The following is a 25278-nucleotide window of genomic DNA, read 5'->3' on the forward strand; positions in this document are numbered from 1 at the left end:
GCTAGTCGCCCATTACAGATTCTTCTTCGCGGGCGGATTCAATCTGCACCAGTTCAGGGCGTGCTGCCGGATGGAAGGTGGTATGCGATTCAAGGCCCTGCGGAGCGCGCCAGAAGTCGACTATCGAAGTCTGGTGGACGCAGGATATAGTGCAGTTGGGCGCGCATGATTTCTCTGTAAGGAATTCGCGGCGGATGTCCTTTACTGAGTAGTCGGACAGAGGCGTTCCGGGATAGCCGCGCTGCTGAGAGCAGTAATGCACCAGCCCGTTTTCGCAGATATAGAGGTAGCGCGAACCGGCGCGGCATCGCCAGTTGTTGGGCTGGCCCAGTGCGATGTTGTTCTGGAACTGATTGAAGCGAGCGTAACTGTGTTTGCCCAGCTTCTTCATCTCGGCAAAAACGGTGCGCGCTTCTTTATCCAGAGGACGAAGCTGCCCGGTGCCATCGTGAATAATTCCTACCGTTGACGTAAAGCCCAGTTCCACGGCGCGTTTGCCAATGGTAACCGCGTCCCACTGCTCTCTTACGCCAGCGCCAATCACGGAGTTGATGTTCACGTGGAATTCGGCATTCGCGCGCAGCCATTGCAGTTTCTTATCCAGGACCTTCAAAGATTTCTTGGAAACATCGTCGGGTTTCACGTTGTCGATGGAAATCTGGAGATGGTCGAGACCAGCCTGGTTTAGTTGCTGGATACGCTGCGGCGTCAGAAGATAGCCGTTGGTGATCAGTCCGGCAATGATGCCATGAGAACGGATGCGGCGGATAATGTCATCCAGTTGCGGATGCAACAGCGTTTCACCGCCGCTGATGGTGATGAGCGTGGTGCCCAGTGCCGCCAGCTTGTCCACGCGACGGTACATCTCTTCCAGCGGAACTGGATCAGAGAAATCGTCGTACTCATTGCAATAGGCACATGACAGGTTGCAGCGCCGCATGGGAATGATGTGCACCTGAATGGGATGGTCGGTCGAAAGCAGACCCTTCGCGATCATTTTGAGTTCGCGGAAAGTGCGGTGCGCGGCCTTAAGCCGGCGCCTGATCCTGAGTTTCAAATCTGCCATGTATAAACTAGTTATTAGATCATAAACGGGCACATTAAAAGCAGCAACAACCAGTAAATGGTTGATTTTGATGGGCAAACGGGTGTTTTTGCAAGTACTAATCGATCAGCTGAATGCCATCTTGAAGCCGATTCCGATCAGAACTATGATTCCGTAACAAACGAACGCTGTTACCATGGCTGTCCCCACGCTTGGCTTGCGGTTGGTAGAGACTGTTGAAAATCCCAAGCCGAGCAAAGCAACGAACCAGATTCTGAAAATGTCAATACTGGACGCCAGGCCATACAGCGCTTTGTTTCCCTCCGGATCCATGAAGAACCCGAGATTTGTGGGCATAGGATTTCTGGCGATGTCGATCGTTGAGGGATCTGCGCTGGCCAAATAGCTCGCAGTGAGAAGAATTGTAGCCACAATTCCGGTGAGGCCAGCATAGAAGACAACCGCCATTGCGCGCGGAAATGTAACCTCTGCTCCCAGCATAAAGTTAAAGACGCCCATCAAAACAGCGGCGACGACGAGCCCAATAATCAGGGAGAAAAGGGGCGCCATGTAAAAGCTGACCTTTGTAATTGTGGCCTGCAAGGCCATCCCCTGGGCCCGCTGTTCAGGCGTCAGGCGTTCCATGCGCTTTTGAGCTGATGGAGACCGGTCGATCTGCTCCTGGACAAAGCGCGCCATGTCAATTTTCTGGACGGCGACAACTGAGAAGATGAGAGTGAATACGGCTGAAATCAACCATGGCACCCACCAACTCGCATTGCGCCGGATATCGGTGAACGTTTTGGTCGGCGCGAAAAATGTGTTCACCAGCCGTTGTGACTCTGAAAGGCCGGGGCCAGCCGGTTCAGGAGTGACAGGTGAGGAGGCGACTGGGTACATCGGCGGCGGTGGTGGAGTTGGACCAGTTGGTGAGCTCATAAACCATCCTACGTTTCAATTGGTGGAAAGTTACTACTTCTTTCATTACTGGACCTTGGCCCGCGATACAAGTCAGCGTTGCTTTGCGAAATGTTGCCAACCACGCTGAGGCAGCGGCCTGACTTTGCCATTGTTACCCAGAATTTGTATTGCTGAGGAGTAATCTCGGCGGTTCCTGACCTCACCGATTTCTGTGACCATGACGCCCGCGATTCGGGCCGGGACTTTGGCTCGCCTAGGTGCTGTGAAAAGGAGTTCATAGTCTTCGCCGCCGTGGAGCACCAGCTCAAGATCGGCGTTTTTGGGGATAGGAACCTTGTTGGATATCAAAATGGCAGCCGCTCCACTTTCATCGCAAATATGCCGTAAATCGACAGAAAGGCCGTCGCTGATGTCGATCATGGCGCTTGCCAGACCATGCTTTCGAATGTAACTTCCCACTTCCAGCCTTGGTGTGGGATAAAAATGGGGGTTGGATCTTGTTGGTTTTATCGCATTTCCAGCCAAAAGCTGCTTCAGAGTCCCGCCTGATCCACCTAAAGCTCCAGTGACGTAAATGCGATTCCCGGGACGCGCCCCGGAACGGAGAATAGCCGTGCCGGACGGAACCTGGCCCGTAACGACGATATCCGCCGTGATCTGCGGAGCAGAAGATACATCGCCCCCGGCAAGCTGGACTTTGTAGCGGCCAGCCAAAGACAGCAAGCCGCGGAGGAAGCCGTTAGCCCAAGCCTGTGGCAAATCGGCGGGAAGCCCCAAAGACAGAAAACAGGCGAGCGGTTCGCCACCCATAGCGGCAATGTCGCTCAGGCCGCGGGTAAGGCAACGATGTCCCACAGCTTGTGGCGGATGCCAGGCGCGGCGGAAATGTACGTTTTCAATACAAAGATCAGTAGTGACCAAAAGTTCAAAGCCAGGCTTTAGGCGAAGGATTGCGCAATCATCACCAATGCCAATTTTCACGGCGCGGTTCATCGATGCCGACGCCAGCCGCCGAATTTGCCGAATCAAATTTCTCTCTTTGACCATGAGAATCAAGCAACTACATCATAAATAAAGACTTACAATAGTTTTTAGGCTACATTGTTCCCCAGAGATAGCAACGGCACCAGATAAAAACTGAAAAAGGTCAGCATGTCCAAGGAACGGAAGGACATGGCCGAATCGACTTCGATGACAGAGCGGAGCAATCGACCTTCGTTACCCAAACAAGACCTTCGGACGTTGACAGTGCCAGAGTGGGCTTGTTAAGGTTATCCAACATTTCATATCCCTTTAGCTGCCTAACCTCCGACCGACAGTGCAAAGGGATTTTAACCGGTAAATTGCCCGGACGAATTTTTGAGTCCAAAAGCGAGACGTACCAGCCGGACGACACGCGGGGCACTTTTGAATCGGGAAAATCACTAACAGGAGTAAGTATTTTGCGCAAGCGTTTTTACATCATGTTGGTGGCGAGAAATGCGGAAGGGGAGTTGCTGAAAATTCCCGTTCCCATGCATTACCTGTACGTTTTTGTGGCCGGCGCGCTGATTGGCATGCTTACCATTACCGGCATGCTGGGCTCTTATACCCGCATGGTGGTGAAGACGCAGCGTTTCAACCAACTTCGCGACGAACAGAAAGCCCTGAAATCACAATACTCTCAGCTTGAGCAGATTGCCCAGGAAAACGAGCTGCAAGCACAGTCCCTTAGCTCCCTGGCAGGTGAAGTTTCTTCGCTCTACGGACTCAAGCCTGATCCTGCCTTTGACGATGACGATCCAGCTTCCGCCTCTCTGCAGCAGTTTTACGCGCTGCGGAATACGGCCATGACCGGCGCAGCCTCGGTCGGCATTGGCATGGGTGATGTGCGCGACACCAGCACGCGCGATTGGATGCGGCTGGCGCAGGCGCCCACACTGTGGCCCGTCCAGGGAAGGCTTACTGGATCTTTTGGCGAGCGCATTGATCCGTTCAGCGGCGAAGGAGCGTTCCATCGCGGCGTGGACATTTCCAGCGATTACGGCACTCGCATCATCGCTCCAGCGGATGGCATTGTTCGCTTCTCTGATTTCATGAACGGTTATGGCCGCGTGGTGATGATCGACCACGGCAATGGCATCAGTACTCTCTACGGCCACCTTTCAGGCTTTGCCGTGAGCGCGGGACAGTTGGTCCGCAGAGGCGATTCCATTGGCTACGTGGGACAGAGCGGACGCAGCACCGGTCCGCACCTGCACTATGAAGTGCGAATCTTCAATACTCCAGTGAACCCGCATAAATACCTGCGTTTCAGCATCAACCAGCAAGTGGCTTCAGGAGCCATGTAAGTCTCAATCTAAACTAGCGATCATGGGGCAGCCGAGGGTTTGCGGCTGCTTTTTCATTTTGCAATCGTGATGTTCAGGCTGCAACTTAGGGCTTCGCCGACGTCGGGATCGCGCCCTGCGATTGAGCTTCTGACCAGATCTTCTTGAGGAGCGATTGAGGAATTGTGGCGGTGAAAGTCGCCACATTTTCTTTTTGCGTGGCTTGCAGACTATCAAACGCCGCTTTGATGTCGTGATCGGGACCTTTGGTCTTGATGAACTGTCCTATGCTCCGCACCAGCGCCAGATGCGAGTTGGCGGAGTCAACGATTTGCCGCGCCTGAGCTTCGCTTTGAGCGAACACATCCGCGCGAACGAGCAGGGATCCTGTGTAACGCAGGGAACCAACGGCGACGGCTTCAGCGGGCAGTGTGATAGCGAATCCTCCGGGAAGCTGGACGTTATCGGGCTTATTGGGAATCCGATCGATGAGCCAGGCTAGGCTGCCGAGAGGAACGTCACTGTAGTGGCTCAGCAGCACAGGACCCGCGGAAGGTTTAAGCGATCGATCAATGATGCCGTGCATGGGCTCCGGAGAAACCATGTTCGTGATTGCAACCTTGGCGCCCTCAAGCAGCGCTACGCGCACCGTGTGGCCCTCATGCGCGATGGAATAAATCGTGTAATTGCGATAAGGCTCACGCGCGGAGGAAAGCAGCTGCAGATAGTCGCGGAGGCGATTCTGATCGAAATGGCCGGTCAGGATTTCTGAAGACTCTACATCGCTGCCATCGGGTGTGTCCCGGCGAGACATGGCAACTTCATCAATATCGCGTTCTGGCTGGATTCCGGTGCGATCGACGAAATCTTTATAGTCGCCCTGCGGCTGTACCGAACCGGATTTGTTGAGATCGAATAAATGAACGGGCTTTAAATTGGCGTAGAGGATGAGGTCGCCTTCCGGCAGAAGGCGGGCAGTTTCAGGCACCTGCGTGCTGCGGTGATAGATGACAAAGCCGACGGCCGCGGCCGCAACCAGCAAAGTGGCCAAAATCAGCAGTTTGCGATGCTTGAACATGTGCCAATCAGTATAGATTATGTGACTTTTTTCTGTTGCATGGTGGCCGCAAGGGCAAAGTTCTTGCTAGAATATTGAATTGGAGCGGTACCACGCAGGTTACGTTTCCCCTGACAAGGCGTTGGTTCAAGGTGTTGCACGCGGATTGCCGCTGTGCTAACTTATTAACTTTGTGCCCGGTTACGGGAAGTTTTACGCTGGCGTAGCTCAGCTGGTAGAGCATCTGATTTGTAATCAGAGGGTCGGGGGTTCAAGTCCCTTCGCCAGCTCCAGATAGCAAGACGGGATTTTCGGAAGCGCGTAAGCTGGACGCGTCTTTCGACACAGCAGGCACTGCGCACACATAAGTAGTTTTCTACCGGAAGGCAAACCCACGAAGACTTCCCCCAACGTCAGATTTTTTGACGATTTATGCGGAAGTATGTTCGCGCGTCCCTTAATCGCTTTTGTCCGCTGGAGAAAAGCGCCCGTTTGTGAGCCAGCATAAAAGAGCCGGGCGAAGCATGCAGTGAGCGCCGAACGCAATGCGAGGGCGAGGCGTTGCGGAGCCCTTGAGAGAAGAGCCGGGTGAGCATGAAGTGAGCGCCGTTCAGCGCGAACGGAATGCGAGGGCGCAGCAGCTTTGCTGCGGAGCCCTTAGAAAAACGACGGCTCGGTTCAATGCACAGGTGACCGAGTGGTTAATGGTAGCAGACTGTAAATCTGCCGCTCTTCGGAGCTACGGAGGTTCGAATCCTCCCCTGTGCACCATGTTTTTTAGCGCGAGTTGTAAATGCAAAAGCGCAAGCGTTTTTATGTGGCACTCGCGATTTACGCAGTTCTAGCCGGGCTGGTCTGGGTAACGATGGAAGATGTCCCGTTGCCTGTTGGGAATGGCCAGGTCGGTATTCGGTCCCTGACGTTGATTGTGTTGGCTCTGTTTGCAGTAAGAACAGTTTTGCACTTCCGGGCTGACGAGATTCGCGACGAGCAGGACGACGAAGAAGTTTCGAGCTGAGCGGTTAAAAGTTTTCGAGCTGATGTAGCTCAGTTGGTAGAGCACTCCCTTGGTAAGACGTTGCGGCAGCGAAGCGTAGCCGCAACAAAAAGGAAGATGTCACTCGGTGACCTCTGCTGACGCGGTTTAAAAGTTTTCGAGCTGATGTAGCTCAGTTGGTAGAGCACTCCCTTGGTAAGGGAGAGGTCACCAGTTCAATCCTGGTCATCAGCTCCAGATTTTAGATTTGTAGTTTGGTCGAGGCGGGGAGTAGCAAATAGCTCAAAGCAGGGCGGGAGTAACTCAGTGGTAGAGTCACAGCCTTCCAAGCTGTTGGTCGCGGGTTCGATTCCCGTCTCCCGCTCCAGGAAACGGTAGTTAGTATTTGGTACTCGGTATTTAGCTTTATCCGAAAGGGCCAAGCAGCTCTGGACAGCAAAGCGGGTTGTCAGCTTTCGGCTAAGTACCAAATACTAAGTACTGGAAGAGTATTGCAGAGCACAGGCAAGAGTGCTTGTGCCACAAGAAATCAGATGGCGTATCAACAGGCACAAATCGCGGTCACGAAGACAGAAGAATTTGATCAGCTGAAATCAGCGCTCGATCGGGTCTTCAGCTCTGGCGCGGTAGAAAAGCTTTATAGCAAGCTGCAGAGCCGCACGGTATATGTGCGGGAATTTGAAAAGATTTTAGACCAGGGGATTCTGGAGTCGGTGGATAACGGGCTGGCGAAGTCAGGAAAGTCGGCCAAGGCGCTGTATGGATCCCTCACTGTTTCTGATCAGGCGCTGATGCGCGAGTTTTATCTGGAGCGGATTGAAAAGGTGGATGCGAAAGTCCGCGAGAAATACCAGAAGGTTTATCGGTATTACTGACGCTGCTGAAGTTTTTTGGCGACTTCAGGGGGCGTTTGAGGAGAGGCAATGGCAAAAGAAAAATTTGATCGCAGCAAACCGCACGTAAACGTAGGCACGATTGGTCACATTGATCATGGCAAGACGACGTTGACGGCGGCGATCACCAAGGTGTTGTCGAAGCACAATCCGAAGATCAAGTTTCGCGATTTTGCCTCGATTGATAATGCGCCGGAAGAGCGCGAGCGCGGTATTACCATCGCCACGGCGCACGTGGAATATGAGACGCCGAACCCTCGATCTCGTAGAACTCGAAGTTCGCGAACTGCTGAAGAGCTACAAGTTCCCCGGCGACGATGTTCCGGTGATCCGCTTGTCAGCGCTGAATGCATTGAACGGCGATCCCAAGTGGGAAAAGCAGATTGACGAGCTGATGGCTGCCGTCGATAAGTACGTTCCGCTGCCGGCGCGCGATATCGACAAGCCGTTCCTGATGCCGATTGAAGATATCTTCTCCATCTCGGGCCGCGGCACCGTGGTAACCGGAAGAATCGAGCGTGGCAAGGTGAAGGTAGGCGAGGAAGTTGAGATTGTCGGTTTTCGCGACACGCGCAAGACAGTTGTGACGGGCGTGGAAATGTTCAAGAAGCAGCTGGACGAAGGCATGGCCGGTGACAACGCTGGCTTGCTGCTGCGCGGCATCGGCAAAGACGATGTTGAGCGCGGCATGGTTCTGGCGAAACCGGGATCGATCACGCCACACACCAAGTTCAAGGCTGAGATTTACGTCCTGAACAAAGAAGAAGGCGGACGTCATACACCGTTCTTCAAGGGCTATCGTCCGCAGTTTTACTTCCGCACCACAGACGTGACGGGCGTGGCTGAGCTGCCTGCGGGCACGGAGATGGTGATGCCGGGCGACAACGTTTCATTGCAAATCGAGCTGATTACGCCGGTGGCCATGGAAAAGGGACTGCGTTTCGCTATCCGTGAAGGTGGACGGACGGTGGGAGCAGGAACGATCAGCGAGATCATTCAGTAAGAAGAAATTGGTAATTGAGTAATTTGGTAATTGGGTAATTTGTAAAAAACCAAAACCATGATCATTTAATTACCCAATTACAAAACAGATGAGGCCTGCAGCAAAAGCTAAGGGCCAAAGGCTAAGAGCCAAGGGCTGGTTTTTATGAGAGAAATAGTCACGTTACAGTGCGGCGACTGCAAAGAGCGGAATTACTCGACCACCAAGAACAAAAAGACCACCACTGGTCGGCTTGAGTTCAAGAAGTTCTGTAAGCGGTGCCGCAAGCACACAGGGCATAAGGAAGTGAAGTAAGCAATTAGCAAATGGCAAATGGCAATTAGCCAAAATTCTTGCACCCGCGGCCCTTTAGCCAAAAGTGCTGAAGGCCAGAAGGCAAGGGGCTAATTGCTAAGTGCTAATTACTAATTGCTGGTACAGGGGCGTAAGCTCAACGGCTAAACTGCCGGTCTCCAAAACCGGACTTGGGGGTTCGAATCCCTCCGCCCCTGCCAGATTTTGGAAAGCCGGCCAAACAGGTTGGGGCAAGGAAGGAAGCAATGGCAAAGGCGGTAACGATGGCGCGCGAAGATCAGGGCAACAAGATGATGCAATTTCCTGCGCGTGCGAAGGGTTTTCTTACTGACGTCCGCAATGAAATGCGGAAAGTTACTTTTCCGAACAGGAAAGAAGTCCAGGCCACCACGACAGTGGTCATCATCACGGTCATTCTTTTCGGCATTTACTTTTTCATTATTGACCAGGTGATCGCGAAGGGAATTAATTGGGTGTTGCACCACCACGTGCGGTAGGTGGACACCGGAAAGCCAAGTTGGCAAGCATGACTGAGCAGAACATCAACGCGACTCCCGCCGAAGGCGAACAGGCCCCACCGCCGGAGAACACCAACCCGAACATGAAGTGGTACATCATCCACAGCTATTCGGGCTTTGAGCGCAAGGTGAAGGAATCACTGGAATCGCGCGTGCAGGCCTTTGGCCTGGGAGAAAAGATCGGCAAGGTCGTGATTCCCACGGAGCCGGTGACGGAGATCCGCAACGGCAAGAAATATACCGTGGAGCGGATGTTTTATCCCGGCTACGTGCTGGTGCAGATGGACCTCACGGGATTCCGCACCGGGGGCGAAGGCGACCATGTGTGGCATGTGGTGAAGTCGACGCCGCGCGTAACGGGATTTGTTGGGACGGCAAACGATCCAACGCCGCTGACCGAAGATGAGGTCAACCAGATTATTTATCGCGTGAATGTGGGCAAGGACAAGCCCAAGATCCGCGTGAAGTTTGAAAAGAACGAGACTGTCCGCATCACCGATGGGCCGTTTGCAAACTTCAACGGCACAGTGGACGAAGTGAATGAGGATCGCGAGACGTTGAAAGTGATGGTAACGATCTTTGGTCGCGCGACTCCGGTGGAACTGGAGTTTGGGCAGGTAGAGAAGGTAGCAGCATAAAGTTTGGTTTTATCCCGAGCGTAGCGAGGGAACCCTATGAGCTGAGATGCTCTGTGGGGAGAACGAAAAGGGTTCGGGACGCGGTCCTGCGATCCACAAGAAATTAAGAGAGCACAGGCAGGAGTGCCTGTGCCACAAAGAGAAAAAGCAGGTCCTTCGCGAGCTTTGCTCGCTCAGGATGACAGTTGAGAGCATGAGCGGCACAAGCTGTTCCAACGAAAAAGGAACCAGGTAAACGACAAGATGGCACCGAAAAAAGTACAGACATCCGTTAAGTTGCAGATTGAAGCCGGCAAGGCGACGCCGGCTCCTCCCGTCGGCCCGGCACTGGGCCAGGCGCAGATCAACATCATGGAATTCTGCAAACAGTTCAACGCCCGCACTAACAATAAAGAGATGGCCGGGCTGATTATTCCTGTGGTGATCACGGTCTATACCGATCGGTCGTTCACGTTCATCACCAAGACGCCGCCGGCGTCGATTCTGCTGAAACGGGCCGCGGGCATCGCCAAAGGCTCAGGCGCGCCCAATAAAGATAAAGTCGGCAAGGTGACCGAGAAGCAAGTTGCCGATATCGCCAAGCAGAAAATGCCGGACCTGAACGCCGCATCGCTGGAAACGGCGATCAAAAGCGTGAAGGGCACGGCGCGGTCGATGGGGATTGAAGTCGTTGGATAGTTAGTTAAATCGCATGTACTACGGCGACGGAGAAGAGCCCGGCGCGGTGGGAGATAAGGAAAAAACAAATGAGTCGCAAGGCAGGAAAGAACATAACGAAATCGCGTGAGGCAATTGAGAAGCGCCAGTATCTATTGAGTGATGCCGTGCCGCTGCTCCAGAAAGTAAAGTTCGCCAAGTTTGACGAGACGGTGGAAGTCACGCTCCGTCTGGGCGTCGACCCAAAGCACGCTGACCAGATGGTCCGCGGCACGGTGGTCCTGCCGCACGGGCTGGGCAAGTCGAAAAAAGTCCTGGTGATCGCCAGCGGAGAAAAAGTCCGCGAAGCCGAAGCTGCCGGAGCGGACATTGTCGGCGGCGAGGAGATGGTCGAAAAAATCCAGAAAGAAAGCTGGACGGATTTTGACGCCGTAATCTCAACTCCCGACATGATGAAATCCGTCGGTAAGCTGGGTAAAGTGCTTGGTCCCAAAGGCCTCATGCCCAATCCCAAGACCGGCACCGTTACGTTTGACATTGCCAACGCGGTAAAAGAAATCAAAGCCGGTAAAGTCGAATTCCGCACGGACAAGACAGCGCTGGTGCATGTGCCCGTGGGAAAGATTTCATTCACGCCGGACAAGCTGGTTGAGAATGCCACCGCAGTGATCACGAGCGTGGTGAAGGCAAAGCCGTCGGCGGCCAAGGGCAAGTACATCAAGGGCGCGTACATCTCGTCCACCATGGGCCCCGGAATTTCAGTGGATACTACTCCGGTGGAGACAGCGGCCAAGGCGTAAGACTTGTGGCACCGGCGCCCTCGCTGGTGTGAATAGATAAAGAAGACACAGCCGAGGGCGGCTGTGCCACAAGGACATCGCAGAACAGAAAAGGATTCTGACAATGGCGGTCACAAAAGCGAAAAAAGCGGAACAGATTGAAAAGCTGAACCAGGACCTGCAAAAGGCCAGCAGCATGATTGTGGGCACTTTCTCCAAGCTCACGGTGTCAAAGGATTTTGAGCTGCGCAAGACGGTGCGCACGGCAGGCGGCAAGTATCAAGTCGTCAAGAACACGCTGGCCAAGCGAGCTTCAGAAGGCACGCAGGTGGGTGAAGCGCTAAAAGGGCTGAAAGGCGTCACGTCGATCGCCTATACCAGCGGGGATCCGGTTGCGCTAGCCAAAGCGCTGAGCAAGTACGTTGACGACAACCCGGAATTTTCCTTCAAGTCAGGTGTGCTGGAAGGCCGCGTGATCTCCATGAAAGAGATCAAGGCGCTGGCAACCATGCCGTCGAAAGAAGAGATTTACTCCAAGCTGCTGTTCCTGATGAACGCACCGGCGCAGCGTCTGGTCACGGTAATGAATGCCGTTGGCCGAGACCTGGCAGTGGTGGTGAGCCAGGGCGTGGAGAAGAAAAAGTTCAAAGACGAGGGCGGCGCTTCTTCTGAAGCTGCTCCGGCAGAAGCCGGCAGCCCGGCGTAAGTAGTGTTTGAAAAGGTTTTTCTGGGGGACGTAGTGCGGCCTCCAGGCATGGGTTTATCGCTGACGGAAGCTCAACGTGGCGCTAGTCTGGGCGCATTGGAACACGGTGGGCGGAAGCGGCGAATCAGCACAAACTGAATAAGAGTGGAGATACACATGGCAGATCTGCAGCAGTTAGAAGATTCAATCGTAGGGTTGAGCCTGCTTGACGCGGCCCAGCTCGTAAAGAAGCTTGAGGAGCGCCTTGGCGTCTCCGCAGCGGCAGCAGCCCCGGTGATGATGGCCGGCGGCGGAGCGGCAGCGGGCGCGGCACCGGCTGAGGAAAAGACCGAATTCACCGTGGTCCTGACCGGCGCTGGCGCCAATAAGATCAATGTAATCAAAGCGGTACGTGAAGTCACCAGCCTCGGACTGAAAGAAGCCAAAGACCTGGTGGATGGCGCACCGAAGAACGTGAAAGAGAACGTTTCCAAGGAAGAAGCGGAAACGATCAAGAAGAAATTCACCGACGCAGGAGCAACGGTCGAAATTAAGTAGCTGGCTCAGTAAAGTAGCGGATCGGCGGGCTTTAGGGCCCGCTGGCCGCTTATCCCGGCGCAAAGGCCTTTATTAAGATTGAATCTTTCATTTGGCTGAATCCTGGAGTACACTACTATTATCAAATAGATACGGTAGATCTTCTCCAAACCGGTATTTACAAATCTTTTTTTGACGCAGGACAGGCGTGGTGCTCCCGCAATATTCGCCTTGCTCGGAGTCGTAGCCAGACCTGCCAGTTGTTGTTCTCTTGAACAGGTCCGCATTGGGCGGACAAGAACGGTCTATTCAGACGGGCGCGGATAAAAACATTTTAGATATCGCACAACGCTGTGACGGCGTCAACGGGAACTCTTGTCTCCTGTTGGCGCGATTCGTTTTTTCCGCTTCGCAGTGAATTTGGCCGCAAGCTAACGCCTGATTGGAAATGGCGTTGGTCAACAAAGGCCTGCTTTTAACGAAGAAAGATCTTCGAGCAAGCCGCTTCAATCCGCTCCGCCGCGCGATGAAGCAGAAAAGTCTTTAGGAGTTATTCATGCCGAACAAGAATGGTGCCGCACGTTACCGTCTCGATTTTTCCAAAATTCCGGTAGCTCTCCAGATCCCGAACCTGATCGAGGTCCAGAAGCGTTCATACGATCGCTTTCTGCAAATGGACAAGCTGCCGAGCGAGCGTGACGACAGCGGCCTCCAGTCAGTGTTTCAATCCGTTTTCCCCATCACCGATTTCCGCAATGTCTCTGAGTTGGCCTTTGTCGATTTCGCCATTGGCAACTGGGAGTGCAAGTGCGGCCACCTGAAGGGTCTCCATCACCTGCGCACCACCTGCCGCAATTGCGGCAACACGGTGATTACCGATCCGTTCCACCCCGGCGACGTGCTCTGCCAGAAGTGCGGCACCTACAACGCCAACACGCCAGACTTTTGCAACAAGTGCGGCGACCCCGTGGGACTGCAGCTGAAATACGACGTAGCCGAGTGCGAAGAGCGCGGCATGACTTACTCCGCGCCGCTCAAGGTCACGATTCGACTCACGATTTACGACAAAGATCCGGAGACCGGCAACAAGAGCATTCGCGACATCAAAGAGCAGGAAGTGTTCTTCGGCGATATTCCGCTGATGACGCAGAACGGCACGTTCATCATCAACGGAACCGAGCGCGTGATCGTCAGCCAGTTGCACCGTTCGCCCGGCGTCTTCTTTGAGACCGCGAACAACCGCACGTATTTCCTGGGCAAGATCATTCCCTACCGCGGATCATGGGTGGAGTTTGAATACGACCAGAAGAACGTTCTCTATGTCCGCATTGATCGCAAGCGCAAATTCCTGGGAACGATCTTTTTGCGCGCCCTTGGCCTGCGTTCCGATGAAGACATTCTCCGCACGTTCTACACAGTCGACCGCATCAGCCTGAAAGAGAAGAAGCTGCGTTGGACGCTGGAAAGCGCCATTGAGAAGCCGACGAATCTGCTGGGCCTGAAGCTGGCACACAGCATCAAGGACAAGAGCGGACATGAGATCGCGCACTCGGGACGCAAGATTACGCCGGCGGTGTTGAAAGAAATTCAAAAAGCCAAGATCACTGAGATCGATATTGACACCACTGATCTGGAAGGCGCATTTACCGCGGCCGATATTGTCGACACGGCTAGCGGCGAAGTCTTGCTTGAAGCGAACAGCGAAGTCACGGCCGACAAGCTCAGCAAGATCATGGATGCGGGCGTGGAAGAAATTCACGTCTTCTTCCCGGAGCGAGACGACGTGGGCAACGTGATCAGCGCAACGCTGCGCCGCGACTCCGTCAAGACGCCGCAGGAAGCGTTGATCGAAATCTACCGCAAGCTGCGTCCGGGCGATCCGCCAACGCTGGACACCGCTACGGCGCTCTTCCACGGAATGTTCTTTGATCCGCGGAAGTATGACTTTAGCCGCGTAGGGCGCTTGAAGTTCAACATCAAGCTGTATGACAAGAACGAAGCGACTGGCCTGGACAAGCGGACGCTTGATCCGGAAGATTTTTACGCGACCATCCGCTACCTCCTGAAGCTGCGCAAGAGCATTGGCGCAGTGGACGACATCGATCACCTGGGCAACCGTCGCGTTCGCGCTGTGGGCGAGCTGATGGAAAACCAGTTCCGCATCGGCCTTGTGCGCATGGAACGTGCAATCAAGGAAAAGATGAGCGTGTACCAGGAAATGTCCACGGCCATGCCGCATGACCTGGTGAACGCCAAGCCGGTAATGGCGGCGATCCGCGAGTTCTTTGGATCATCGCAGCTCTCGCAGTTCATGGATCAGACCAATCCGCTGTCAGAGATTACGCACAAGCGCCGTCTCTCAGCTCTTGGGCCGGGCGGATTGTCACGTGAGCGCGCGGGATTTGAAGTCCGCGACGTTCACCCAACGCACTACGGCCGCATATGCCCGATTGAAACGCCGGAAGGTCCGAACATCGGCTTGATCAGCTCACTGAGCTGTTATGCGCGTATTAATGACTACGGCTTTATCGAGTCGCCTTACCGCCGCGTGAAAGACTCACGCGTGGTGGACTTTGTGACGATTGTGAATGCCGGTGATAGCGAATACCGCGTGGGCGATCACATTGAGATGAAGGAAGCCGAGAAAGTTACGGCTGACCTGAAAGAGCGCCGCAAGAAGCCGCTGGAGACCGAACCCTTCTCGTTCTATCTCTCGGCATGGGAAGAAGACAAACACGTCATCGCCCAGGCCAATATTGAGTTGGACGATAAAGGCAAGATCGTGGGCGAGATCGTGGATGCCCGTAAAAACGGCAACTTTGTGCTCGTGCCTCGGGATGAAGTCGATTACGTTGACGTGAGCCCGAAACAGCTAGTTTCCGTGGCCGCGTCACTCGTGCCGTTCCTGGAGCATGACGATGCGAACCGCGCGCTGATGGGCGCCAACATGCAACGCCAGTCTGTGCCGCTGCTTCGTGCCGCGGCTCCGCTGGTGGGAACAGGCATGGAAGGCGTTACAGCACGAGATTCCGGCGCAGTGGTTCTGGCCCGCCGCAACGGCATCATTGATTCCGTCGATTCTGAGCGAATCATTGTGCGCGTGGAAGGCGAGCATCATCCCACGCAGCTCTCGCGTGAAGTGGGCAGTGACATTTATCAGCTCACGAAATTTAAGCGCTCCAACCAGAACACCTGCATCAACCAGAAGCCGGTAGTCAAGAAAGGCGACCGAGTCCTGAAAGGCCAGGTCATCGCTGACGGGCCTTGCACGGACAAGGGCGAACTGGCTCTTGGACGCAACGTGCTGGTGGCCTTTATGCCATGGCGCGGTTACAACTTTGAGGACGCGATCCTGGTCTCAGAGAAAATGGTGAAGGAGGATTACTACACCTCCGTCCACATTGAAGAGTTTGAGATTGAAGCTCGCGACACGAAACTTGGTCCTGAGGAAATAACCCGCGACATCCCGAACGTGAGCGAATCTGCGCTGCGCGACCTGGATGAGAGCGGCGTGATCCGCATTGGCGCGACGGTAAAGCAGGGCGACATTATTGTGGGTAAGGTAACACCCAAGGGCGAAACCCAGCTCACACCGGAAGAGAAGCTGCTGCGCGCGATCTTCGGCGAAAAGGCCGGCGACGTGCGTGACGCTTCCCTTACGTGCCCTCCGGGTATCGAAGGCACGATCGTCGACGTAAAAATCTTTTCCCGCAAGGGACAGGAAAAAGACGAGCGCGCCAAGGCCATTGAGGCTTCGCAGATCGAGCGGCTGGAAAAGAACCTGGCTGACGAAATCCGAATCCTGACCGACGAGCGCTTGAAGCGTCTTGAGGCCATCCTGGGAAATAAAGAAGTCCAGGCTGACCTGCATGACGAGCGCACAAACAAGCGCCTGTTGACGAAGGGAGCGATTCTTGATCGCGAAACCATTGAGCGGATTTCCACGCGCAACCTGAAGCGCATTAAATACGCTGACAAGGACCCGCGCGTAAACGAGCAGATTGACGAAATCGAAGAGATGACCTCGCGCCAGATTGACGTGCTGCGCAAGATCACCAATGAGAAAATCGGCAAACTGCAAAAAGGCGACGAGCTACCTCCGGGGGTAATCAAGCTGGTGAAGTGCTACGTGGCCATGAAGCGCAAGCTCAGCGTGGGTGACAAGATGGCAGGCCGTCACGGAAACAAAGGCGTGATTGCCCGCATTCTGCCTGAAGAAGATATGCCGTATCTGGCAGACGGCACTCCGGTGGAAATCGTTCTCAACCCGCTCGGCGTACCCAGCCGTATGAACGTGGGCCAGATCCTGGAAACGCACCTGGGCTGGGCCGGTCATCAACTGGGCGAGCGCATTGCTGAGTTCCTGAAAGAGAACTCGCGCGAAGAAACCATTCGTCGCGAATTGAAGAGCATTTTCAAAGACACTCCGTTCGGCGACAAGATCACCGCTTTGGAAGACGACGAGCTGGTGCACGTAGCCAAGACGTTGACTAAAGGCGTGTTCTTTGCCTCGCCGGTGTTTGACGGTTCGCGCGAAGTGGAAATCAAATCCATGCTGCGTGAAGCCGGCCTGCCTGAATCAGGCAAGACGGATCTTTATGACGGCATGACCGGAGACAAATTCGAACAGCCGGTGACGGTGGGCTATATCTACATGCTGAAGCTTTCCCACTTGGTTGACGACAAGATCCACGCCCGCTCCATTGGGCCGTACTCGCTTATCACCCAGCAGCCGCTGGGCGGCAAGGCGCAGTTCGGCGGACAGCGCTTTGGAGAAATGGAAGTCTGGGCGCTTGAGGCATATGGCGCGGCTTACATTCTGCAGGAGCTGCTTACCGCGAAATCAGACGACGTATTTGGCCGTACCAAGATTTATGAAGCCATTGTGAAGGGCGAAGCCGCCATTGAACCCGGCGTGCCTGAGTCATTCAACGTGCTGATCCGCGAATTGCAGTCGCTCTGCCTGGATGTGGAGCTGATCAAGACTGAAGGCGGCAGAAAACAGGTTGCCGCGGCGGCTGACTAACCGGGCTTCATCGCCCCGTTAGTCGAGCCCAACTCAACTCCGGACCGCTTCCGGCCGGAGTTGAGAGCAGAGCAGGAAATCAGCAGCAACCGGAAGCCGCAGCGCGGCGCGCGTTAAGCGACGCAGGAGGACACCTTGTACCGTTCAAGTCCATTTGATCTGGGTAACACGATTACTGATTTTGATTCCATACGAATCAGCCTGGCCTCGCCGGAGAAAATCCGCAGCTGGTCTCACGGCGAAGTGACCAAGCCGGAAACCATCAATTACCGCACCTTCAAGCCGGAGCGCGACGGCCTGTTCTGCGCTCGCATCTTCGGTCCGGTGACGGACTGGGAATGCCTGTGCGGCAAATACAAACGAATGAAGCATCGCGGCGTGATCTGCGACAAGTGCGGCGTTGAAGTCACACTGTCAAAAGTGCGCCGTGAACGGCTGGGCCACATTGAGCTGGCGTCGCCGTGCTCGCACGTCTGGTTTTTCAAGGGCCTGCCTTCACGCATTGGCCACTTGCTGGACATTTCACTGCGCGACCTGGAATCGGTCCTGTACTTTGAGTCCTACGTCGTCGTGGACGCCGGCGAGGCCCCGGTAAAAGAGCGTGAAGTGATCAAGGAAGAAACACGCTTCCGCGAGCTTGACCAGCAGTACCGCGCCACAGGCTTTAAGGCCATGATGGGCGCTGAAGCCATTAAGGAAATCCTGAAGCGCGTTGAAGTGGAAGAGCTTTCGGTCGAACTGCGCGAGAAGATGAAGCACGAAACTTCTCTGCAGAAACGGCTCAAGTACGCCAAACGGCTGAAAGTTGTCGAGGCATTCCGCAAGAGCGGCAACAAGCCGCAATGGATGATCCTGGACGTGATCCCGGTGATTCCGCCGGAACTGCGTCCATTGGTTCCATTGGATGGCGGCCGCTTTGCCACGTCCGATTTGAACGACCTTTATCGCCGCGTAATCAACCGCAACAACCGGTTGAAGAAGCTGATGGACTTGCATGCTCCTGAAGTGATCGTGCGCAATGAAAAGCGCATGTTGCAGGAGTCAGTGGACGCCCTGTTCGACAATGGTCGCCGTGGCCGCGTGCTGCGTGGAGCCAACAATCGCCCGCTCAAGTCACTCTCTGACACGCTGAAAGGCAAGCAGGGACGCTTCCGCCAGAACCTGCTAGGCAAGCGCGTGGACTACTCCGGCCGTTCAGTGATTGTGGTTGGTCCGGAGCTCAAGCTGCACCAGTGCGGATTGCCCAAGAAGATGGCGCTGGAGCTGTTCAAGCCATTCATCTACCATCGGCTGGAACAGACAGGGCATTGCACCACCATCAAGCAAGCAAAGGAAATGGTGGAGCAGCAGGAACCGATCGTCTGGGACATCCTGGAAGAGGTGATTAAAGACCATCCGGTGCTCTTGAACCGTGCCCCAACGCTTCACCGCCTTGGCATTCAGGCTTTTGAGCCGGTGCTGGTGGAAGGCAAGGCCATCAAGATCCATCCGCTGGTTTGCACTGCGTTCAACGCAGACTTTGACGGCGACCAGATGGCGGTACACATTCCGCTCTCTCCGGAAGCGCAGGTTGAAGCCAGCGTGCTGATGTTGTCATCGCACAACATTCTCTCGCCGGCATCAGGCCAGCCGATCACCGTTCCCACACAGGACATGGTGCTTGGTCTGTATTACCTGACCAAAGGCAAGCCGGGCGCGAAGGGTGAAGGCCGCGCTTTTGCCAACACTGAAGACGTTCTGCTGGCGCTGGAAGCGGGCGAAGTGGAAACGCTTACCCCAATCCGTTTGCGTTATAGCGGTGAAGTCATCGACCTGACCCAGGCTTATGACGACCAGGATATCGTCCACACGGAGCCGGTGAACTTTGAACGCCAGTTCATCAACACAACCGTGGGCCGCACGATCCTGAACGATCATCTGCCGGAGAACATGCCGTTCATCAACGGCCTGCTCAAGAAAAAAGGCATTGGCCAGTTGGTGAACTATACCTATCTGCGCTTTGGCCTTGAAACCACGGTCAAGATGCTGGACGAAGTGAAAGAAACGGGATTCCGCTACGCAACGCGCGCGGGATTGTCCATTGGCATTGATGACATGGTCATTCCTGAGCACAAAAAAGGTCTGGTGAAAGAGGCTGAAAAGCAGGTCATCAACGTTCAACAGCAATATCTGGACGGAGCCATCACCAACGGCGAACGCTATAACAAGGTGATTGAAATCTGGTCAAACGTAACTGAAAAAGTTGCCGACGAAATGTTCAACAACATGCAGGAGTTGGATAAAGTCGGACAGCTGAACCCGATTTACGTTATGGCTGACTCCGGCGCTCGCGGATCAAAACAGCAGATTCGCCAGCTTTCCGGCATGCGCGGACTGATGGCGAAGCCGTCGGGCGAAATTATTGAGACGCCCATCACGGCGAACTTCCGTGAAGGGTTGACCGTGCTGCAGTACTTCATCTCGACGCACGGCGCGCGCAAAGGACTGGCTGACACGGCGCTTAAGACCGCCGATTCAGGCTATCTGACCCGCCGCCTGGTGGACGTGGCGCAAGACGTGATCATCAGCGAACAGGACTGCGGAACCGTCGACGGCATTTACGTAGGTTCCATTGTGGAAGCGGGCGACATTATTGAGCCGTTGCGCGACCGCATTGTGGGCCGCGTATCGCTCGAGAAGATCAAAGACTACGAAGGCAACGTAATTGTGGACGTGAACCAGGACATCACGGAAGAGCTGGCCAGCGCAATTCAGGCTGCCGGAATCGAGCGGGTAAAGATCCGCTCCGTGTTGACCTGCGAATCGAAACGCGGCGTCTGCATCGCATGCTACGGGCGCAACCTGGCTTCAGGCCGCATGGTTGAACTTGGCGAGGCCACAGGCGTGATCGCGGCGCAATCCATTGGTGAGCCGGGCACGCAGTTGACGATGCGTACCTTCCACATCGGCGGTACGGCATCGCGCGTGTCTGAACAGTCTCGACTGGAAGCACGCACGGCCGGCATGGTGCGCTTCATCAATCCCCAGACCGTTAAAGCAAAATCAGGCGATCTGGTGGTAATGAATCGCGCTATGTCAATCGCAGTCGTGGACGACAAGGGCCGCGAAAAAGAGCGCTACTCAGTGGTTTACGGTGCGCGGCTCAAAGTCCAAGATGGCCAGCAGGTAACTGTGGGACAGGTAATGGGTGAGTGGGATCCTTACACCTTTGCCATTCTCACAGAAGTCGGCGGTACCGTGCAGTTCAAAGACTTGCAGGAAGGCGTGACGCTCCATGAAGAAGTGGACGAAGTCACCGGCCTCTCTCGCCACGTGGTGGGTGAGTCACCGGACGAGAAGCGCCAGCCGGCAATTGTGATCAAGGCGAAATCAACCCGGCGTTACCTCATGCCTTCACGCGCTCACTTGATGGTGCAGGATGGCGATGAAGTTCACCCCGGCGACGTGCTGGCGAAGATCCCACGTGAAACCACCAAGACCAAAGATATTACCGGTGGTCTGCCGCGCGTGGTCGAATTGTTTGAGGCGCGCAAGCCGCGTGAAACCGCAATCATCAGCGAAATTGATGGCGTGGTGAAATTCGGTGAGGTTTCAAAAGGCCAGCGCAAAATCTACGTGGTGGCCGATAACGGCACGGAGAAAGAATACTCGGTGCCGAAGGGCGTCCACATTAACGTGCAGGAAAGCGAGCGCGTCCGGGCGGGTGAACCGCTGATGGACGGGCCGCTGAACCCGCATGACATTCTGGCCGTACTCGGCGAAAAGGAACTGCAGGCTTACCTGGTGAACGAAATTCAGGAAGTCTACCGTCTGCAAGGCGTAACCATCAGCGACAAGCACATTGAAGTGATTGTCCGCCAGATGATGCGCTGGGTGAAAGTGGAGGACGTGGGTGACACCACATTCCTGCTGGAACAGCAGATTGACAAGTTCCGCTTTACTGAAGAGAACCAGCGTGTGATCGCCAACGGTGGCCGTCCGGCAACGGGCCGTCCGCTGCTGCTCGGTATCACCAAGGCGTCTCTCTCAACCGAGTCATTCATCTCCGCGGCGTCATTCCAGGAGACCACCAGGGTACTCACAGAAGCCTCAATCCAGGGCGCTGTGGACCACCTGCGCGGACTCAAGGAAAACGTCATCGTGGGCCGCTTGATTCCGGCTGGCACGGGCATGGAGCACTATCGCAATGTGAAGCTGGCTCCGGAACTCGAGCAGGCCGCCGCCAAGGTGCAGGAAGAAGTTTCCCAGGCATATGCCGAAGCAGAGCGTGCGCTGGAGCTTCTGCGCCAGGAAGGCGAAGCCGAAGAGATGGCAGCAGAGTAAACAACTATTTACTGATCGATAAACTATGGCGGGCTGGAGAGATCCAGCCCGTTTTACTTTTTGCCGCAGATCTGCGCTGATGGCCGCAGATAAAAAAACAACTGCTTTGGGCACAATCCCCAGTTGCTAACGCACCGAATCCCCTTTAACCTATTCAGCTAATGCACTTTACGCGGCTTCGTCGGGCCTTCTGGCAGGCCTTCCAACACGGGCAGTTTTCCATCGCCAAAGGCGCGGCGTATTCGTCGATCCTTACGCTGTTTCCCGCATTCCTAGTTATCACTTCTGTGCTGGAGGCCTCTCACAACACAGAGGGCTTTCTGGAGCAGATTGGCGATGCCGTGGGCTGGGTGCTGCCGCCGGGATCGCGATCCGTGGCGCTAGCGTTCTTTCAGAGCAAGCAGCACCATGCCACGCGCATCATATACTCGGCTTCCATCGTGACGCTGCTGGCGGCCACGGGCGTGATGATCTCCTGGATGGACGGCTTCCGCAAAGCCTATGGCATGGCCAATACATGGGGCTTCTGGCGTGAGCGCGCGATTGCTCTTTACCTGGTCTTGCTGGGACTGGTTCCGCTGGGCTTTGCCACAATCCTGGTGGCCTTTGGCACGGAGGTAGAGAACTGGGTGCAAAGCGGTACCATGCATCTCTTCAAACCGCTGATCCTGCTGGTATGGGATGGCGTGCGCTGGGGCATCGCGTTACTTACGGCGATTGCGCTCACCGCGCTGGTCTATCACCACGGACTTCCCAAGACACAATCCTGGCAGCGTGTCTTGCCCGGCGCAGTGATGGCAGCGGTGCTCTGGTTTCCGGCGACAGTGCTGTTTGGCTGGTATGTGAGGGTCTATGCCACGTACACGGTGGTTTACGGCTCACTGAGCGCGGCCATTGCGCTGTTAGTGTGGCTGTACATCGTTTCCGTGATCGTGTTGCTGGGAGCGGAATTGAACGCGCAAGTCTATCCCAAGCTGGCGGAAGGCGACGCCACGGAAAAGAAGGTATGAACGGGTGACCGCTGGAACGAAGGCTCTGGAAACGGGCATTGTGCCCACAATAAGGAAAGCCAAGATCGTATGCACCATTGGGCCGGCCAGCGGCTCAGAAGCGGTGCTGCGCGACCTGATGCGCCTAGGGATGGATGTGGCCCGGCTGAATTTCTCCCACGGAACGCATGAAGAACACGCGCGGATGATTGACAGGCTGCGCAAAGTTGCCGACAAAGAAGGCCGTACCATCTGCATTCTGCAAGACCTGCAAGGGCCCAAGATCCGCACCGGGCGGCTGAAATACAGGACGCCGATCGCCATCAAAAGCGGAGCGAAGTTGACCATCACGCCGAGAGATATTTCCGGAACAGCAGCAGTGCTTTCAACTACTTTCAAGACGCTGGCCAAAGAAGTGGAGCCCGGTTCCCGGGTACTGCTTTCCGATGGGCTGATTGAATTGCGCGTGACAGCGGTTCGCGGTGATGACGTTGAGTGCGAAGTGATCAACGGCGGCCTTTTGGGCGAGCACAAGGGGATCAACCTGCCCGGGACCGTGGTGAGCGTTCCGTCGCTGACGGAGAAAGACGAAAAAGATCTTGAGTTTGGCCTGAAGCATGGCGTGGACATTGTGGCTGTTTCATTTATCCGCACGGCCGATGATGTGCGCCTGGTAAAGCGCATGGTGCGCCTGCACAACTCCGATGCATGGGTGATCGCCAAACTGGAAAAGCCTCAGGCCATTGATCCGGCAAATCTGGAAGAGATCCTTGATGTCGCAGATGGAGTGATGGTGGCGCGCGGCGATCTCGGCGTGGAGGTGCCGCCGGAGAAAGTTCCGATCATACAGAAGCACGTGATCCGCCGCGCCTCGGACTGGCGCAAGCCGGTGATTACTGCGACGCAGATGCTCGAATCAATGATTGAAAACCCGCGACCCACACGCGCTGAGGCCAGCGACGTGGCCAACGCGATCCTTGATGGCTCCGACGCGGTAATGCTCTCTGCCGAGACGGCCAGCGGCAAATATCCGCGCGAGACCGTGGCGATGATGGCGAAGATTGTGCTGGAAGCGGAGTCGGCCAAGGAAGAGCCTATCCAAAGACGCCGCCAACACCGGCAGCTTTCCATCTCAGAGACGATCTGTGAATCCGTGGCGCACGCCGCGCAGGACCTGGAGATGAAAGCTATCGCCGTCTATACGGAGACAGGAACCACGGCACGGCTGATTTCCAAGTATCGACCTACAGCGCCGATCTTTGCGTTTGCCGCAAATACTACTGTTTGTGCGCGGCTGAACCTGATGTGGGGCGTGTCACCGCTTTCTTGCGAAATGACGCCAGATGCCGAAGACATGGTGCACAGAGCTGAAAAATATCTTTTGCAGATGCATGCCGTACAGCCGGGAGACATCATTGCCGTGGTAGCAGGGACGCGCAGCAGCAGCGGGTCAACAAATTTTATGCGATTGCATGTGGTCGGCACAGGTGAGCATCCGGTTCAGGTTCGCGAGGAGAGACGCAAAGCGCCACGGATAAAACCGGTGAGTCCGCTGGAGCGGCGGAAAAGATAGTCGCCGCAGATTTGCGCAGATCGAGCGGATAAAGAACAGCTTAGCCGCGAATTTCGCGAAAGAACGCGAATCAAAAAGTGGAGAGGTGCACTTCGCGCTTTAGAAATTCAGTTTAGCCACGAAGAGAATTGGTGATGTAGAGACAGGGCTCCCTCCCCTTCGGCGAGCTCAGGGTCGGGATAAAAACTCAATTCACCCATCCACCTGTGCTGCCGCCATTTTTCTTGTCCTTGTCATCAGGCGGACGGAAATTGCCGTACTCGTCGAAATAGTCTTTGGCGTCCTGGTTGTGCTTCTTCATGTAAACCTGAAATTTTTTGCCGGCACGGCGACGTTTCCAGCGGTGATAGCGATTCGTGAGTCCGTAAGAGACCTCAGATGCCGAGAACAGCAGCCCTCTCCTGGGAACGAACTTGACATAAAGATAACCGAAGAGCAGACCGCTCAAATGCGCGACGTTTGCGGTCCCACTGGCATCGCCCAGCGCGCCAGCCAAAGCCACAAATGCGAGTATTCCTACCAGATATTTGAGCCGGATGGCGAACGGGAGCGGAAACATGAAGACTTCCTGATCGCCAAACAACATGGCGGCGGCCATGAAAATTGCATAGATTCCGCCAGAAGAACCAACGGTTGGAGTTTGCGGAACAAGATGGACGATAGGCCCGAGCGTGTAAGCCAGAGCGACCGTGCCCAGTCCCGCGCCAATCACGCCGAAAAGGAAAAACTCCAGGAAGCGGCGGCTGCCCCAAGGAACTTCCAGCATGGAGCCAAACATCCACAACATCAGCATGTTGAAAAATACGTGAAAAAAACCAGCGTGCACGAATCCATACGTCAATAACTGATAAATATGTCCATGGACAACGTCATGCGCACGGAGAGCCAGCGGATTAAAGATAGCATTGGCAAGACGTCCCTGGCCTATGGCAACGAGTATCAGCCCAAGAAAGTAAATACCGCCGTTGATTGCGACCAATATTTTGATGGCCCGCGTAAACGGCGGGAATGAAAGCGTCATTGTTCTCGCCATG

General features: G+C 55.1%; 19 protein-coding genes, 5 tRNA genes and 1 pseudogene. 20 read left to right on the top strand and 5 right to left on the bottom strand.

Annotation, left to right across the window (positions count from 1 at the left end; translation table 11 throughout):
* Nucleotide 1 precedes the first annotated feature (1 nt).
* The 3 genes from LAO76_18020 to thiL form a co-directional block, all read right to left on the bottom strand.
* Nucleotides 2–1066 (bottom strand): radical SAM protein, encoded by a 1065-nt coding sequence (locus tag LAO76_18020; protein MBZ5492824.1) that lies wholly within the window; start codon nucleotides 1064–1066, stop codon nucleotides 2–4.
* A gap of 105 nt (nucleotides 1067–1171) precedes the next feature.
* Nucleotides 1172–1984: a YIP1 family protein gene (locus LAO76_18025; protein ID MBZ5492825.1), complete on the bottom strand. Its 813-nt coding sequence runs from the start codon at nucleotides 1982–1984 to the stop codon at nucleotides 1172–1174.
* Between the two features lie 72 nt (nucleotides 1985–2056).
* The gene (thiL, locus tag LAO76_18030; protein ID MBZ5492826.1) at nucleotides 2057–3013 is read right to left on the bottom strand and encodes a thiamine-phosphate kinase; all 957 of its coding nucleotides are present in this window, start codon (nucleotides 3011–3013) and stop codon (nucleotides 2057–2059) included.
* 395 nt (nucleotides 3014–3408) lie between these two features.
* Here thiL and LAO76_18035 point away from each other — a divergent pair, with 395 nt between their 5' ends.
* Nucleotides 3409–4296 carry a M23 family metallopeptidase gene (locus LAO76_18035; protein ID MBZ5492827.1) on the top strand — a complete coding sequence of 296 codons (888 nt, stop codon included), beginning with the start codon at nucleotides 3409–3411 and terminating at the stop codon, nucleotides 4294–4296.
* Between the two features lie 85 nt (nucleotides 4297–4381).
* On the opposite strand, the gene LAO76_18040 is transcribed toward LAO76_18035, so the two are convergent.
* A complete protein-coding gene (locus tag LAO76_18040; protein MBZ5492828.1) occupies nucleotides 4382–5353 on the bottom strand; it encodes a hypothetical protein in 972 nt (323 codons plus the stop codon).
* A gap of 196 nt (nucleotides 5354–5549) precedes the next feature.
* On the opposite strand from LAO76_18040, the gene LAO76_18045 reads away from it, so the two are divergent.
* From LAO76_18045 to pyk, 19 genes and pseudogenes are all read left to right on the top strand, one after another.
* Nucleotides 5550–5625 (top strand) — tRNA-Thr (locus tag LAO76_18045).
* A 390-nt stretch (nucleotides 5626–6015) separates the two neighbouring features.
* Nucleotides 6016–6103, top strand: a tRNA-Tyr gene (locus LAO76_18050).
* A gap of 22 nt (nucleotides 6104–6125) precedes the next feature.
* The gene (locus LAO76_18055; protein MBZ5492829.1) at nucleotides 6126–6350 is read left to right on the top strand and encodes a hypothetical protein; all 225 of its coding nucleotides are present in this window, start codon (nucleotides 6126–6128) and stop codon (nucleotides 6348–6350) included.
* 140 nt (nucleotides 6351–6490) lie between these two features.
* Nucleotides 6491–6566: transfer RNA gene (locus tag LAO76_18060), tRNA-Thr, on the top strand.
* A 55-nt stretch (nucleotides 6567–6621) separates the two neighbouring features.
* Nucleotides 6622–6696: transfer RNA gene (locus LAO76_18065), tRNA-Gly, on the top strand.
* Nucleotides 6697–6862: 166 nt separating this feature from the next.
* Nucleotides 6863–7204 carry a hypothetical protein gene (locus LAO76_18070; GenBank protein MBZ5492830.1) on the top strand — a complete coding sequence of 114 codons (342 nt, stop codon included), beginning with the start codon at nucleotides 6863–6865 and terminating at the stop codon, nucleotides 7202–7204.
* 48 nt (nucleotides 7205–7252) lie between these two features.
* A pseudogene (gene tuf / locus LAO76_18075) lies at nucleotides 7253–8225 on the top strand (elongation factor Tu).
* 144 nt (nucleotides 8226–8369) lie between these two features.
* Nucleotides 8370–8519 carry a 50S ribosomal protein L33 gene (gene rpmG / locus LAO76_18080; protein ID MBZ5492831.1) on the top strand — a complete coding sequence of 50 codons (150 nt, stop codon included), beginning with the start codon at nucleotides 8370–8372 and terminating at the stop codon, nucleotides 8517–8519.
* Nucleotides 8520–8643: 124 nt separating this feature from the next.
* A tRNA-Trp gene (locus LAO76_18085) sits at nucleotides 8644–8719 on the top strand.
* 45 nt (nucleotides 8720–8764) lie between these two features.
* A complete protein-coding gene (secE, locus tag LAO76_18090; protein ID MBZ5492832.1) occupies nucleotides 8765–9016 on the top strand; it encodes a preprotein translocase subunit SecE in 252 nt (83 codons plus the stop codon).
* A gap of 29 nt (nucleotides 9017–9045) precedes the next feature.
* Nucleotides 9046–9675 (top strand): transcription termination/antitermination protein NusG, encoded by a 630-nt coding sequence (nusG, locus tag LAO76_18095; protein ID MBZ5492833.1) that lies wholly within the window; start codon nucleotides 9046–9048, stop codon nucleotides 9673–9675.
* 243 nt (nucleotides 9676–9918) lie between these two features.
* Complete coding sequence (rplK, locus tag LAO76_18100) at nucleotides 9919–10353, top strand: 50S ribosomal protein L11 (GenBank protein ID MBZ5492834.1); 435 nt, start codon at nucleotides 9919–9921, stop codon at nucleotides 10351–10353.
* Between the two features lie 68 nt (nucleotides 10354–10421).
* Complete coding sequence (gene rplA / locus LAO76_18105; GenBank protein MBZ5492835.1) at nucleotides 10422–11132, top strand: 50S ribosomal protein L1; 711 nt, start codon at nucleotides 10422–10424, stop codon at nucleotides 11130–11132.
* 103 nt (nucleotides 11133–11235) lie between these two features.
* Complete coding sequence (gene rplJ, locus LAO76_18110; protein ID MBZ5492836.1) at nucleotides 11236–11817, top strand: 50S ribosomal protein L10; 582 nt, start codon at nucleotides 11236–11238, stop codon at nucleotides 11815–11817.
* A 156-nt stretch (nucleotides 11818–11973) separates the two neighbouring features.
* A complete protein-coding gene (rplL, locus tag LAO76_18115; GenBank protein ID MBZ5492837.1) occupies nucleotides 11974–12354 on the top strand; it encodes a 50S ribosomal protein L7/L12 in 381 nt (126 codons plus the stop codon).
* Nucleotides 12355–12889: 535 nt separating this feature from the next.
* Entirely contained in the window at nucleotides 12890–17359 is a 4470-nt protein-coding gene (gene rpoB / locus LAO76_18120; GenBank protein ID MBZ5492838.1) for a DNA-directed RNA polymerase subunit beta, read from the top strand.
* 135 nt (nucleotides 17360–17494) lie between these two features.
* Nucleotides 17495–21682, top strand: a complete 4188-nt coding sequence (rpoC, locus tag LAO76_18125; protein MBZ5492839.1) for a DNA-directed RNA polymerase subunit beta' — start codon at nucleotides 17495–17497, stop codon at nucleotides 21680–21682.
* A gap of 161 nt (nucleotides 21683–21843) precedes the next feature.
* Nucleotides 21844–22692, top strand: coding sequence for a YihY/virulence factor BrkB family protein (locus tag LAO76_18130; protein ID MBZ5492840.1), 849 nt, complete (start codon nucleotides 21844–21846; stop codon nucleotides 22690–22692).
* 40 nt (nucleotides 22693–22732) lie between these two features.
* Nucleotides 22733–24244 (top strand): pyruvate kinase, encoded by a 1512-nt coding sequence (pyk, locus tag LAO76_18135; GenBank protein ID MBZ5492841.1) that lies wholly within the window; start codon nucleotides 22733–22735, stop codon nucleotides 24242–24244.
* A gap of 187 nt (nucleotides 24245–24431) precedes the next feature.
* Here pyk and LAO76_18140 read toward each other — a convergent pair whose 3' ends face one another.
* Nucleotides 24432–25277, bottom strand: a complete 846-nt coding sequence (locus LAO76_18140; protein MBZ5492842.1) for a rhomboid family intramembrane serine protease — start codon at nucleotides 25275–25277, stop codon at nucleotides 24432–24434.
* Nucleotide 25278 lies beyond the last annotated feature (1 nt).

The sequence above is a fragment of the Terriglobia bacterium genome (assembly GCA_020072645.1).
GTDB lineage: Bacteria > Acidobacteriota > Terriglobia > Terriglobales > Acidobacteriaceae > Angelobacter.

Coding starts and splice junctions, on each gene's coding strand:
- LAO76_18020 (MBZ5492824.1), bottom strand. CDS start 1,066: ATGGCAGATTTGAAACTCAGGATCAGGCGCCGGCTTAAGGCCGCGCAC.
- LAO76_18025 (MBZ5492825.1), bottom strand. CDS start 1,984: ATGAGCTCACCAACTGGTCCAACTCCACCACCGCCGCCGATGTACCCA.
- thiL (MBZ5492826.1), bottom strand. CDS start 3,013: ATGGTCAAAGAGAGAAATTTGATTCGGCAAATTCGGCGGCTGGCGTCG.
- LAO76_18040 (MBZ5492828.1), bottom strand. CDS start 5,353: ATGTTCAAGCATCGCAAACTGCTGATTTTGGCCACTTTGCTGGTTGCG.
- LAO76_18055 (MBZ5492829.1), top strand. CDS start 6,126: ATGCAAAAGCGCAAGCGTTTTTATGTGGCACTCGCGATTTACGCAGTT.
- LAO76_18070 (MBZ5492830.1), top strand. CDS start 6,863: ATGGCGTATCAACAGGCACAAATCGCGGTCACGAAGACAGAAGAATTT.
- rpmG (MBZ5492831.1), top strand. CDS start 8,370: ATGAGAGAAATAGTCACGTTACAGTGCGGCGACTGCAAAGAGCGGAAT.
- secE (MBZ5492832.1), top strand. CDS start 8,765: ATGGCAAAGGCGGTAACGATGGCGCGCGAAGATCAGGGCAACAAGATG.
- nusG (MBZ5492833.1), top strand. CDS start 9,046: ATGACTGAGCAGAACATCAACGCGACTCCCGCCGAAGGCGAACAGGCC.
- rplK (MBZ5492834.1), top strand. CDS start 9,919: ATGGCACCGAAAAAAGTACAGACATCCGTTAAGTTGCAGATTGAAGCC.
- rplA (MBZ5492835.1), top strand. CDS start 10,422: ATGAGTCGCAAGGCAGGAAAGAACATAACGAAATCGCGTGAGGCAATT.
- rplJ (MBZ5492836.1), top strand. CDS start 11,236: ATGGCGGTCACAAAAGCGAAAAAAGCGGAACAGATTGAAAAGCTGAAC.
- rplL (MBZ5492837.1), top strand. CDS start 11,974: ATGGCAGATCTGCAGCAGTTAGAAGATTCAATCGTAGGGTTGAGCCTG.
- rpoB (MBZ5492838.1), top strand. CDS start 12,890: ATGCCGAACAAGAATGGTGCCGCACGTTACCGTCTCGATTTTTCCAAA.
- LAO76_18130 (MBZ5492840.1), top strand. CDS start 21,844: ATGCACTTTACGCGGCTTCGTCGGGCCTTCTGGCAGGCCTTCCAACAC.
- LAO76_18140 (MBZ5492842.1), bottom strand. CDS start 25,277: ATGGCGAGAACAATGACGCTTTCATTCCCGCCGTTTACGCGGGCCATC.